Annotated in this window: 12 protein-coding genes; 2 read left to right on the top strand and 10 right to left on the bottom strand. The window is 47.8% G+C overall.

All coding sequences use genetic code 11. The features are described from left to right. Positions 1-136: 136 nt before the first annotated feature. From LH51_RS15090 to LH51_RS15080, 3 genes are all read right to left on the bottom strand, one after another. Positions 137-709, bottom strand: coding sequence for a Bax inhibitor-1 family protein (locus tag LH51_RS15090; RefSeq protein WP_200882019.1), 573 nt, complete (start codon positions 707-709; stop codon positions 137-139). Positions 710-882: 173 nt separating this feature from the next. After that, positions 883-1,443 (bottom strand): NYN domain-containing protein, encoded by a 561-nt coding sequence (locus LH51_RS15085; protein ID WP_036523610.1) that lies wholly within the window; start codon positions 1,441-1,443, stop codon positions 883-885. Positions 1,444-1,478: 35 nt separating this feature from the next. Continuing rightward, positions 1,479-2,696, bottom strand: a complete 1,218-nt coding sequence (locus LH51_RS15080; RefSeq protein WP_036523608.1) for an RNA-guided endonuclease InsQ/TnpB family protein — start codon at positions 2,694-2,696, stop codon at positions 1,479-1,481. Between the two features lie 21 nt (positions 2,697-2,717). On the opposite strand from LH51_RS15080, the gene tnpA reads away from it, so the two are divergent. Continuing rightward, the gene (gene tnpA / locus LH51_RS15075) at positions 2,718-3,134 is read left to right on the top strand and encodes an IS200/IS605 family transposase (RefSeq protein ID WP_036523630.1); all 417 of its coding nucleotides are present in this window, start codon (positions 2,718-2,720) and stop codon (positions 3,132-3,134) included. Between the two features lie 47 nt (positions 3,135-3,181). Here the strand turns inward: tnpA and LH51_RS15070 are convergent, their stop codons facing one another. The 4 genes from LH51_RS15070 to LH51_RS15055 all read right to left on the bottom strand — a co-directional run bounded on the left by LH51_RS15070 (position 3,182) and on the right by LH51_RS15055 (position 7,599). Beyond that, the gene (locus LH51_RS15070; RefSeq protein ID WP_036523606.1) at positions 3,182-3,379 is read right to left on the bottom strand and encodes an NYN domain-containing protein; all 198 of its coding nucleotides are present in this window, start codon (positions 3,377-3,379) and stop codon (positions 3,182-3,184) included. A gap of 23 nt (positions 3,380-3,402) precedes the next feature. Next, positions 3,403-4,191: a nuclease-related domain-containing protein gene (locus tag LH51_RS15065; RefSeq protein WP_036523604.1), complete on the bottom strand. Its 789-nt coding sequence runs from the start codon at positions 4,189-4,191 to the stop codon at positions 3,403-3,405. Positions 4,192-4,450: 259 nt separating this feature from the next. After that, positions 4,451-5,866, bottom strand: coding sequence for a UvrD-helicase domain-containing protein (locus LH51_RS15060; protein WP_036523602.1), 1,416 nt, complete (start codon positions 5,864-5,866; stop codon positions 4,451-4,453). Beyond that, positions 5,866-7,599, bottom strand: coding sequence for an ATP-dependent nuclease (locus LH51_RS15055; protein ID WP_036523600.1), 1,734 nt, complete (start codon positions 7,597-7,599; stop codon positions 5,866-5,868). Before LH51_RS15055 ends, LH51_RS15060 begins: the two co-directional genes overlap by 1 nt. Positions 7,600-8,076: 477 nt before the next feature. On the opposite strand from LH51_RS15055, the gene LH51_RS23005 reads away from it, so the two are divergent. Continuing rightward, positions 8,077-8,226, top strand: coding sequence for a group II intron maturase-specific domain-containing protein (locus LH51_RS23005; RefSeq protein WP_235263770.1), 150 nt, complete (start codon positions 8,077-8,079; stop codon positions 8,224-8,226). 277 nt (positions 8,227-8,503) lie between these two features. On the opposite strand, the gene LH51_RS15040 is transcribed toward LH51_RS23005, so the two are convergent. The 3 genes from LH51_RS15040 to hrpB form a co-directional block, all read right to left on the bottom strand. Next, positions 8,504-9,448, bottom strand: coding sequence for a DUF4238 domain-containing protein (locus tag LH51_RS15040; protein ID WP_036523594.1), 945 nt, complete (start codon positions 9,446-9,448; stop codon positions 8,504-8,506). A 280-nt stretch (positions 9,449-9,728) separates the two neighbouring features. Further along, the gene (locus tag LH51_RS23000) at positions 9,729-10,811 is read right to left on the bottom strand and encodes an ATP-dependent helicase C-terminal domain-containing protein (protein WP_036523590.1); all 1,083 of its coding nucleotides are present in this window, start codon (positions 10,809-10,811) and stop codon (positions 9,729-9,731) included. Further along, complete coding sequence (gene hrpB / locus LH51_RS22995) at positions 10,790-12,262, bottom strand: ATP-dependent helicase HrpB (RefSeq protein ID WP_052063833.1); 1,473 nt, start codon at positions 12,260-12,262, stop codon at positions 10,790-10,792. The genes LH51_RS23000 and hrpB overlap by 22 nt, the downstream gene beginning before the upstream one ends. Positions 12,263-12,441 lie beyond the last annotated feature (179 nt).

Below are 12,441 nucleotides of genomic sequence, written 5' to 3'. Positions count from 1 at the left end.
ATGAGAAAACGACAATCAAAGTTGACGCCGTCCCTTACTTAAGAGTATCAATAAAACACCCGTGTCGCTGCGCTCCGATGGGTGGCAGCTTTGCCTGGTCCGGGTGGCAGGCTTCACGTGGAATGGGTGGCAATCTTCAGCGGTTTACGCATATTTGATTGGCACGCCCCCAGTCATAACCGATATAGCCACAGAAAATTAACACCACGATCCAATCAATAACGCCATGATGAACACCAAAAACAAACCACTCGATAAGCTCAACGACTATGACAAGCAGCAAGGCAATAGTGAGCGCCCCTGATATCGATTGAAAAAAGGCGGGATACAGTGAGCCTAAACACATCATTCCTATCGTCACCAGCCCGGTGATTCGAATGGCTTCGGAGACGAGCGTTGGATCAAACTGGCTCACCACTAAATTTATAATCAAGCCAAAGGGTACAACAACAAAGTTGTAGCCAATAAAGCTCACCAGTGGATTAGTCGATCCATTAAAGAGATAAATGCCAAAAAAGCATGAAGCAAAGAAGCCAATGATAAATATCCACGGCTCTATACTGGCAATAGCCTGAGGGTCAATATTCACAACCATCAGCCAGTTTATAGCGAACCCCCAGCACAGGGTTAAACCTATGGCTAAATTGTAGGCGGTAGGGCTAATGACAGGATCGGTGGTACTCGTTCTGTCGAATACATCTACTTCCATGTTGATTCCTCGCTGTTGTACCTGAAAGGCTGAGCCTGACGGCACCACCGTCGTGTCCTGCTGCAACCTGAACCTGTTTGCTGCCGCACCTATTTGATGCGCTCAGCAGGGCTAACTATAGCCTAGGTACATAGCAAAAATTGTTGATTTAAATCAGTAAGAGAAGGGTTTCGCTAAGCCGTTTTACTCTTACGCGCATCCCTGACCAGGTAAGAATTCCCAGGTCCGCGCTTGAGTTCAAACAGATCGCTAGCCTTGAATAGACTGCTTAGATTCTTAAAGCCATAGTTGCGGGTATCAAATGAGGTTTTATTGGAGATATGTGAACCCACCGGGCCCAGAGCGGCCCAACCGTTATCTTCCTCGGTGGCCTGGATAGCCTGACGCAGTAAGCTGATAAGCTTGGTGTTGGAATTAATGTTTTTCGATTTGGACTGTGATGTACCGTTCTGCTTTTGCTCCTGCTCCTGATCTAAAAACAGAAACTTTGAACAGGCATTCACAAAGGGGGCAGGGGTCTTGCGTTCGCCAAACCCCAGCACAACTTTTCCCTCAGCCAGGGCACGCATCACCATTGGGGTGAAATCACAATCTGATGACACAAAGCACATCACATCAATAATTTTGGTGTACATCACATCCATGGCATCAATCACCAGCGCAATATCTGAGGCGTTTTTACCCTTGGTCAGGTCATACTGCTGCACGGGTTGAATGGCATACTCGTTTGACATCCTCCCCTCCCTAAAGGAAGGCGATTCCTACGGCGCTAAACAAGAGCGAACTCCTGCATAGTCGCTTCGGCGGGTTCCTGCTTCGCAGGACGGCCCGACTGCACCGTTCCTCCACAGGCCAACACGGCATGCCCTGCCGCTAAGATATTGATCGCGCCGACCAGATCGGCGTTTTCCTCGAACCCACATTCGACACAGGCAAAGCGGGCTTGCGTCTGGCGATTCTCTGCTGACACATGACCGCAGCACGGACACGTTCGGCTGGTGTTGCGGGGATTGACCGCCACCACCTGACCGCCGCGCCATACCTGCTTGTACTCCAGTTGTCGACGGAACTCGAACCAGCCTTGATCGAGAATCGACTTGTTGAGTCCCGACTTGGCTTTGACGTTCCGCCCTGGGGTTTCGACGCTTCCCTCTGCTGACTTGGACATGTTCCGCACCTGCAAGTCCTCGATACACACCATCGCGTGGTTTTGGCTGATCGTGGTCGTGGTCTTGTGCAGGTAGTCGCGGCGGATGTTGGCGATGCGGGTATGAAGCTTCTGGACTTTGGCCTTCGCCTTTTTCCAGTTGTTGCTGAACTTCTTCTTGCGCGACATGGCACGCTGACAGCGTGCTAGTCGTTGCTCATACTTCCGAAAGGTATTGAGCGGCTCGATAAAGCTGCCATCGCTCAAGCTGGCGAAGCGGGTGATGCCCACGTCGATACCGATGATCGATGTCGACGGATGCACCGGCTCTGCAATTTCGCGTTCGGTTTGGATCGACACGAACCATTTGCCGCTCGACTGGCTCACGGTGATGTTCTTGACCGTGCCCAGCACGTCCCGACTGTTGCGATAGCGCAGCCAGCCGAGTTTGGGCAGGAACACCCGGCTGTTGCCTTGGTCGAGTTTGAAACCCTGTGGGTAACGGAAACTATCGCTCACGCCCTTTTTCTTGAAACGCGGGAAATCGGCCCTTTTCTCGAAGAAATTTTTGTAGGCGCGCCCCAGATCTTTCAGTGTTTGCTGTAATGGCTGAGAATGGGTTTCCGACAACCATTTTGTTTCTTCGTTTTTCCGCCACTCTGTCAATTGTTTGCACAAACCAGCGTACGACAACTTCTTTTTGCTTTCGGCATAGTGCGCTTGCTGCAACGCCAATGCCTTGTTGTATACAAAGCGGCACGACCCGGCGAAACGGCGCATGTCGCGCTGTTGTTCGCCGTCTGGCATCAGTTCAAATTTAAAGGCTTGAAGTCGTTGCATAACTCAACCATACTCTGGTCTATGAATGATGACAATGATATTAGACACGGCAGACACTGCGTTTTCAAGCTGCACGTTCATCTGGTCTTCGTGACCAAATACCGACGCGGCGTATTCACAAAAGCCATTCTGGAAGATCTTCAAGAAATATTCGCCAGTGTATGCTCGGACTTTGAAACAGAGCTGGTGGAGTTTGATGGCGAGGACGATCACGTTCACTTGCTGGTGAATTATCCGCCTAAAGTGGCAATATCGAAATTGGTTAACAGCCTTAAAGGGGTATCCAGTCTCCTTATCCGGAAAAAGAATTATCCAAGCATCCGCAAGAAACTATGGGGCGGTGCTCTATGGTCCCCCAGCTACTTCGCCGGAAGTTGCGGAGGCGCACCTATCGAGATCATCAGGCAATACATCGAACAACAGCAAACTCCTCATTAACTCGAACACAAAGGACGGCGCTGCCGTCCGCGCTATCCATCCCCGCCCTAAACGATGGGGCTTTTCGCGCAATCCGGTAAAAGATCCTCCCAAGGCTTCAGACTAGGGGCTTTCCAGTTGCCATAAGCTTTCCTGATCGTGACGACACCGTATTTCGCCACTTCGCTGAGAACATCTTCAAACTTATTGGCCGGGGCGTTATCGGCATCGATGAACAAGGCTATTTTCTGTTTTGATTCGTTCATCTTGGAGTGATCTCCTTATCAAATTAAAGCGCTTGGGTAGTGTCGAACTTTACCACTGATCGACATTTCGGAAACGCAGAGCAACCCCAAAATTGTTGACCCGCATTAGCGCCACGCTTGGTTTCCCTGATTATCATGCCAGAACCACAACGAGGACAAGTCTGCTCACTCTCTTTACTGGCAACAATCTCCTGCACATACTTACGATGCTTAAAGTCGGTTACCAGGCCAGGTTTAAGCTTAATGGCATTGAGTGATTTTATAATCTCATCAACTTCAGCGTTTGACATGACGACATCTTTGAACTGATTGATGTAATTAACACAGCCACGCGCATAGGTAACGTTGTCGGGCATCTCCGTTTTGAAGGTGCTATCACCAATAAATACAATTAATGAGTGGATGAACTCAGGATTACAGCCTAAAACAGTCTCCAGCGTTTTGACATGCTTGTAGTTTTGATGCAACGGATTTTGGAACTTGGTAGTGTGCCGGTATATTTTTTGCATCCATTGCTTCTGATGGTCTGAACCAAATATCCAGCCTTTCATATTCTTCGTTTCGACAACAAAGATACCAAATTTAGAGACCACTATATGATCTACTTGAGTTGTACCATCGTCGGTTGGAAGGGTGACATTTTTGATTAGCGTGTATTCGGTTTGTGGCAATGACGCTAAAAGCTTGTTTACCAGGAACTCACCAAAGACACCTTTAAACCAACGGCTTTTTAAAATCGCTACGAGAATTAAAAATGGTAATATGTACCAGATTTGTAAAGCGCTATTGAGTATTGTGTTGGTTATATCCATTTGATTTCCTTATTTAACTAAGCGCTTATAAATTTTGGATTGCTTGTGCCCTAATCATAGGGCTTTGAGTGTCCACTAAGACGGGGGAACTACACCGGCGCAATGATGTGGCTTGTTATACATTTACTGCACCGTCGAATTAAACACAATTGAAAGGCTGCTAAGAATAGCCATAGAAAAAGCAATAAACTTTAGCGGAACAACTTCATTGCACAACTTCGTGTTGCACAGGCTCATATGTGTTAGAAATTTCAACTGATTACGGAACAACATTTTTCTTTGAGAACACTGTCACAGATTTTGCACCACGCGATAAAGCGACATATAGATTCTGTGGAGTCATAACGCCCGCATCCAAAATAAGAGAGTGCTCTGATTCTAAGCCTTTCAACAGCAATGTAGATCCAATAGCTCTTTGCGGAATTCTTCTATCGCCTTGGTGCCGTCTTTGCTCTCGAATAATTTCTGCTGACATCATAATTGTTTTAGAAGGATCACTAATACTTAACGAAACAGCATTCTTTAAGGCAGAGAATGCACCTTTTCTAAAGGTCCTTGTATTAGGGCAAAGCTCAAGAGAACTTAACAAGCTAGCTATTGAGTCCCTACCTCCAGTTTCGATAACCAATTTAACTGCAAGCTCTATCTCTGTAGCTGGTGTGCGATTTCTTCCTGCTAAAATTGTAGGTATACGCTTATTTATGTTTGTTCGTCCAACCCCTGTCATCATTAATGAAACTGAGCTGAGAATTGTATCAGCTAGTTCGCTGCCGTTTAAATTGTCCATATTAGAGGCAATTTCGGTAACATCACCCAGATCTACAGGCTCAACGACATCAATACCTCTCGATGAGCTAGCAAAGCTATGTCTTGATCTAGGATTTCTAGAATCTCCGATAATTAGAAGTGAATCTTCAACGTTATTTTCAGTTCTTATTCGATATTGGACTTGATTTTGAGTTTGAATATTTTTCTGTGCGTTATCAGATAACTCGTTCCAGTGCACATGGGCAGGACAACCTAATAAATCAATAGAGCCTCCATTCAGTAAGGTGTCTCGACAATTTAGTATCCATTGTCCTAACTCGGGGGTTTCCGCATTAATCCATCGCCAAGGAGTATTTAGTTCGGCAATTAAAGGAAATCTTGATTTTACATCTTGATCCCATGAAGGCATAGGCCCACCGAAACTAAATATGCATTGCATCGGGTCGCCAAACACTACTGTAGGTAAAACTTCTGACAATGAACATATCAATTTATGCTGGTCGACATCGCAGTCTTGATACTCATCGACCAACAACCGTGAATATGATGACCTAATTATCTCAAAGATATTTCCCGCACAAATATATTCATTAACTTTTCTCCGTAATTCTGGATAAAAAACTCTCGGGTTCATTGGCGTGCTCTGAATTCCACATGAATTCGGAAACATTTTTGCAACACGTAAAGCCCACCCATCTATAGTAGACACAACAAAATTATTACTAGGAACTCTTAGCCGTTTTAGCCTTTGCTTTAACGCCGCTACTCCCGCTGTTGTATGTGTTAATACCAAATAAGGCTTCACAGTTTCAATATTTAGAGCTTCTGTAATTAAGTGTGTTTTTCCACAACCAGCGGGAGCAACTATCAACCCTATTTCAGAATTTAGAACAGCCTCTAGTGTCACTACTGAGCTCCTTGAGGTCTGGCCCAAGAAAATAAACTATTTATAGGCACCTTAAATACATCGGTGAAGTTTTGATAGTTTGGCATAATAATTGATTGCGCTAATGTTTCAGCTGGCTCGATGTCTTTATACCAAGACTTATTCTTAGCAGCCTTTGACAATATTGCTCTCATAGAATCGTCAAAATTATCAAGACAATCATCTAGATAAAACTCATTATTTGAAAAATTTTGAATGCTCGAATTTATAGAATCACGGCTTTTTCTTGAAATAGCATATTCAATTAACTCTGGTATAACGTCCTGTGGGCAGGAGTTAAATAAGACATCTTCTGTGGCAAAATTATTACCCCATTCAAAGATGCTAATCCCTTGTTCTTGCGCCTCAGTAGTAAACACAGCATGCTCAAGGCTCTTGTCAGAATCTTTGAAGATAGCCGTTGAGTAACCTAGGCTTCTAAAAACCTTGGCGCGCTGAAACATGCTATCGCCCCCTCCATCAGTACAATACGTACCATATGCTTGAATACTCGCGGTATTTTGAGTCTGGCAATAAAGGTCGATACCCTTAACTAAACCAATTTCTGTCTTCCCTTCACAAACTATTACCCCTTTACTAAAGAACGCTTCAGCACACACCCTTAACGTACTTTGTTGTTCATCACCTCCAGTTAACGAAAAAACCAAATGTGAATAATTAGTATTCGGCGGCGGAAATGGGACTGCACCAGCTTTTCTAACTACATGTAATTGGGTAGCTTGCAGCTCTCTTAGAACATATGGTGAATGCGTTGTAATAAAAACCTGTTGATCAGGCTCTTCTGTTTTAGATCCTAGCTCATTTAACAGCCTTGTAATTCTATATGGTTCCAAACCATATTCGGCTTCATCCACAATAAGTATGCTAGACGCACTAGCTGCTTTTTGGAGACCACTAATTAGCAATCGAGCAGAGCCTGTCCCCAATTGCCTTAGCGGTGTGTTGTCATTATTATGTAGACTAATAGCACCATGGGAGAGGGAAACGCTGTTAACATCAAGTAAAGCCTTTAAATCACCTACTGGCACACCTAAGTTATTTGCTACAGTTTTTACCTGCGTTAAAACATTATCGACACCTTCAATTTGATGCTCAGAAAATGCTACGCGAGCACTGCGACTAAGTTGAGCCAATGTTGACGATATATCAAAGCTATCTTCTGATAATTTATTTAAAATAGATCGATTTCCCCAAGCTAAATGTTGATTAGAAGCTAAACCTAATCTAGCTGGAGTTACTAGGTCGCGGTGTTTCCAAGGCAGCCTTCTTTCTGTACCTTCAGCTTGTGCTCTTTCGGAATAGAGTAACCAGTCTGCATCTAAATCTGAACCTACGGTTAATTTTAATGTAAGAACAGCTTCTTCGTTGGCATGCGGTTCATCAGTTATTGTTCCAGACGCTGAATTAAAGCTTCTTAAGAACATACCATAAACATCAATATTTTTGAGTTGATCACTTAAAGCACCAAGGGTGATCCATATTTCTATTGGGCTATCTGTATTAAGCTCAAAAAAATCAGCATCCGTAAATGGATAGGATCGTCTGGCTCCCAAAGCAAGGTCTATAGCATCTAGTATGGTAGATTTACCCGAATCCCCAGGGCCAATCAGACAGTTCAATCCAGGATTAGGAAGCCATTCCAGATCTTTAATTGCTCTAAAATTTTTTATATGGATATGTCGAACTTGTGACAAGATAAAATCCTTCTTACTTTAACGAGCTACGAGAATAGATAAACGTATTATTTCTAACGCTCAAAACAGCGGCGCATTTATGCGTCCGCCTGCTTTTTCTTGTGTACGCCTAGCATGGGCATGAACTTATGAGGTGAAAGTCCTCTGTAGGAAGATCACCGTCTGCCCTGATTTATCAGACAAGTAGACGATAACTACTAGCGAATGGCAAGGGCAAAGTCGAGAGGCTTTGTCTGGAGGAAGCCGCTAGCAAAATTGCGAGCTGAAGAAGACAGCGTGTCCCGCAAGCACATCATATAAGACGTAGGCTGGAGGCGAGTTGGCAGAGCCGGTCGCGTTAAACGCTTTGGGTCCAAGACAACGAAGCCACGTGATCTGACGGCCACCGTAAATTGCCTGATCAAATGGCATCAGAAGTCGCAGCATAAATTCAAGCAACGGATACGGAAGCTCACCAATTGCAACTGGTGTGTCAGCATGCATTACCAGCTTTTTAAGACAAGTCAGTTTATACGTGGCTGGATCAATTACTTTGGAATCGCCAGCTGCTATCAGCTTTGCTGCGATCTGGATCACTGGATACGCAGACGAGTCAGAATGGCCTACTGGCGTCAATGGCGCAAGTGAGTGGGCGGCATTCCGCTACCAAAGTGAGAAACTTAATGAAGCTCGGGGTGCAAGTACAAGCCGCAGTCGCGTGCGGTATCATCAGCAAAGGCCCATGGCGTAGCGCGAAAACACCCGGAATCAATCAAGCGTTATCAAACGAACGACTGAAGAAGGCTGGGCTGGTATCGCTACGTGATGGATGGATCAAACTTCACTATGCTGAATGAAACGCCCTGTGCGGAGCCGCATGCAGGGTGTTGTGGGGACTGGGGGCTAGAAACCCCCGGTTACCCGATTAGGCATTAATTTCTTTGAGTATTCTGTTTCCATTCAGTATTAGCCCTTCTTTACCATAGAACTTGAAAGTACTCTTTGGCGCATATATCTGCTTGTGGAAATTGTGAAGCATGGTTGAATTACATAAAGCCACCAATTCTTCAGTGCCTTCAATTACACCATCACTCTGTTCAAACTCACCCATTAGTGCTATATCCTGAGATATTGGAAAATATACCTGTGTACCTTTTAGACCAAAACCAGGGCTGCTCCGGTAGAAGGGTGGTACGCTATCCGGGTCGATCCAAGATAGGCTGACAGGATTATCACAAGTGATAAATGGACCGGTTTCACTGCTAGATTTGACTAGAACCCAGTTTCTATCGAATAGACAAGGAAGAATGGCCTCTATTTGTACCATTTCCATATGAATATGGTGCTCTCTTGCGACCTCAATCGTATATTCTTTGCTATCGAAAAATGCTTTCGCTTCTTCGTAAGTCACCTCATTTTGATAGCCAGGATCATCCTTTTTCAAGTTGGCCACCTGAGATTCCCACCTGTCTTTTGACTCTAAAGTTAAACCCATAACTCTATCGGCGAGTTGGGCTTGAAACTTCCTCATATGCTCCCGGCGCTCTGGTGAGCGTACAGCTATAAGAGCAATTAGGTTAAGAAGAATATCTTTAGTTTCGCCAGTGAATTCGAGATCTTCACCAAGTTTTTTAAGGACTGATGCTGCTTGCCCCTCAAATTCAGCTAGTGCACTTTCTAGATGATTTTGATCGATTCCATCAATATCAACACGATTAAAGTCTCTCATCCCTCCCACATTTCTAGGAGTTGTCTCAAACGATTTTTTTTGCTTGAGATCAAAGACAGTGAGCTTAGATTTTTTAGCCCTGCCTCTAGTAAAACCTTTCAGATAACACTGAGATAGATAGTGGTGATGTCTTGCGGTCATAGAGTGCCTAACAGTCTGTTAATGAGGTCTTCGACCCATAATATTTATTAGAGGGTATACCTTTATAACTTGGCAGTGGTCAATAGATTTTTATAGTAGATTGATATAAATAGACTTTCCCATATCAACCGCTCAGCATATTCCCCAAATAAGCTATCCAGCCCAACACGGCCCACAAAAAAAGGTAGCAATTCCTTGAAGCGCATCACCAGCCTCCAGCCATCACAAAAAAGAACAAAATTTTTACCCTCAGACACGCTACCGCCCGGCCGGTGCACCATCACAGCTCTACGTTTTCCCTGATTGTCTGTAGGTGATTTAAACAGGACCGCTGCGGCGTTGCAAGGCGGCTTTGGTCAAACGTGTGGCTTCGGCGCTGAGGGGTCTTCGGGCCAGGGGTGTTTGGGGTATCTTCCGCGCATCTCTTTGCGTACCTCGCGTAGGTGTTGCGCCAGAAATGCGGCAGGTCGGCGGTGACTTGCAGTGGGCGGCGTGCGGGGGAGAGCAGGTGTATGAGCAGGGGGACGCGGCCGCGCAGTACGGCGGGTTGTGCTTCATAGCCGAACATTTCTTGCAGTTTTACCGCTAATACCGGTGGCTGCTGGGTGTAGTCGATGGCGATGCGGGAGCCGCTGGGTACGCTCAGGTGGGTCGGCAAGAGCTGGTCTAGCTGTTGCTGTTGTTCCCAACTGAGCAGGCTGCGCAGGGCGGTGCTGGTATCGAGTTTGTCCAGGTCGCGTCGATGGCGGGCGTTGCTTAGAAAAGGTAGTAGCCACTCAGCTAGCCGGGCTAACAGGGCGGTGTCGCTGACATCCGGCCAATCGTCGCCTTCATGCTGATGTGCCAGTGCCATACGGGCTTTCAGGTTCTGGGCGTCTATTGACCAGGGCAGGCTGCTCAGTCCCTGTTGCTGAAGGGTGTCTTGCCAGGCTTGTTGCCATTGTTCTGCCGTTAATTGTGGCAGAGGCTGACTGCTCAGGCGGATGCGACCCAGTTGCTGATGCCGTTGGGCTAAAAACTGGCCGTTGTCCTGCCAGCCTATCTCAGTACGCTCACTGAAGAGTTGCGGTGCCAGTTGTTGCAGTGATTCCAGTGCGCTTGGCGACAAGGCGGCAGCCAAGCGGATATAGGTGCGTTTGCCCATGCTCAAGTCGGCGCAGGCCAGCCATTCGGCCTGGAGTAGATCGGACTGTGGTGTCAGTTCGGCGCCGCGACCATTGCTGAGTAACAGGCCTTCACTCTGTTCCCGGCGGCGGGCGATACGATCCGGAAAGGCCAGTGCCAGCAGCAGCGCAGGCAGATCTTCTGTCGATAGGGTGGCTGGGTCTGTCTGGGTTGTTGTCAGGTGTTGTAGTTTCTGCACAGGCCTTTTGCCAGGGGTTCGATGCGTTGCTGCCAGAGTCCACGCTGTTGTTTGGCGCGTGCGTACAGGCGTAGCAGGTCATCGGTATCGCGTCGGGTGGCTGGCCATTCCTGTAGCAGAGCAACCCAGGTACAGGCAGCCTTGCCTTGCGCCAGGGCGTGTGCCGATAACAAGGCATGCGCCCAGCGTGGTTCGATGCCCAAAGCGGCACAGGCTCGGCCATGTTCGCTGAGGCCGGTCTGATCCGGGGTTAACATGCCCAGTTGTGCCAACAGCTCGCGTGCTTGTTGTAGCGCGGCGGTGGGAGGCGGGGTTAACCAGAACAGCTCTGTCGGCTCGGCACCCCATTGCAGTAACTCCAGCAGCAGCGGGGCGAGGTCGGCATCGAGGATCTCGGCGCGGATATGTGCATCCAGACGCTCATGGGTATGTTGTGGCCACAGGCGGTAACACACGCCGGGAGCCTGACGACCGGCACGGCCACTGCGTTGTGTGGCTGAGGCGCGGGAGATCTGTCGGGTTTGCAGGGCGTTTAAACCGCTGGAGAGATGGAACACACTGCGCCGCTCCAGTCCCGAATCAACAACTATCCGTACCCCATCGATGGTGAGTGAGCTTTCAGCGATATTGGTCGCCAGAATGATTTTGCGCTGCTGTGTAGCCGACGGGGCGAGGGCAGCTTTCTGTTCGGCGTCGTTAAGTTGTCCGTGCAGGGGGAGTAGCTGAATACTGGCTGGCAGGTGTGTCAGTGCCTGCTGCAGCTGATAGATCTCGCGCACACCGGGCAGAAACACCAGCATATCGCCCTCATGCTGCAAGGCCTGATGGACGACACGGGCGCAATGCTCGATGATCGACTGGTTAGCGTTGGCAGCGGGTTGATAATGCATATCCACCGGATAGCTGTGGCCTTCGCTGACCAGCAAGGGCGCATCCAGCGCTGTGGTTAACGCCTGTTCATCCAGCGTGGCTGACATAATCAGCAGGCGCAGATCCGGGCGTAACAGCTGCTGGCATTGATGCGCCAGCGCCAATGCCAGGTCGGCATGCAGGTTGCGTTCATGGAACTCATCAAAAATCACCAGCCCGATACCGCTAAGCTCCGGATCATCCTGCAGCATCCGCGTGAGTACCCCTTCGGTCATCACTTCAATGCGCGTTTGTGCACTCACTCGCGTATCCAGACGGATGCGATAACCCACTCGCTGCCCAACCGCTTCACCCAGTTGCAGCGCCATAAACTGCGCCGCATTCCGTGCCGCAAGACGCCGAGGCTCCAACATCAGAATACGCTGCCCAGCCAGCCAGTCCTCATCCAACAACGCCAGCGGCACCCGCGTAGTCTTACCCGCACCCGGCGCAGCACTCAGCAACACCGCACCCGGCTGCAACAGCGACTGGCGCAGGGCGGGTAGTACATCGTCGATTGGAAGAGGGTTCAAAGCATTCATTCGCACAGCAGCAAAGTTATTCAAAATGGGGTGGTATGATAACACTCATCCATGACTGGACACCTTGACTATATTTTGATTTACTTCTGCCCCAAGGGCATAGACGCAGTTGGCTGCAACCAAGGAACGCCCGGATCTGGTACCTGAACAGATCAACGCTGGCTGCGATTTAACAAGGG

Source organism: Nitrincola sp. A-D6 (assembly GCF_000764495.1).
In the GTDB taxonomy this organism is placed as follows: Bacteria; Pseudomonadota; Gammaproteobacteria; order Pseudomonadales; family Balneatricaceae; genus Nitrincola.
Note: the sequence above shows the minus strand (reverse complement) of the source record. Positions and strands in the feature narration are given on the sequence as shown.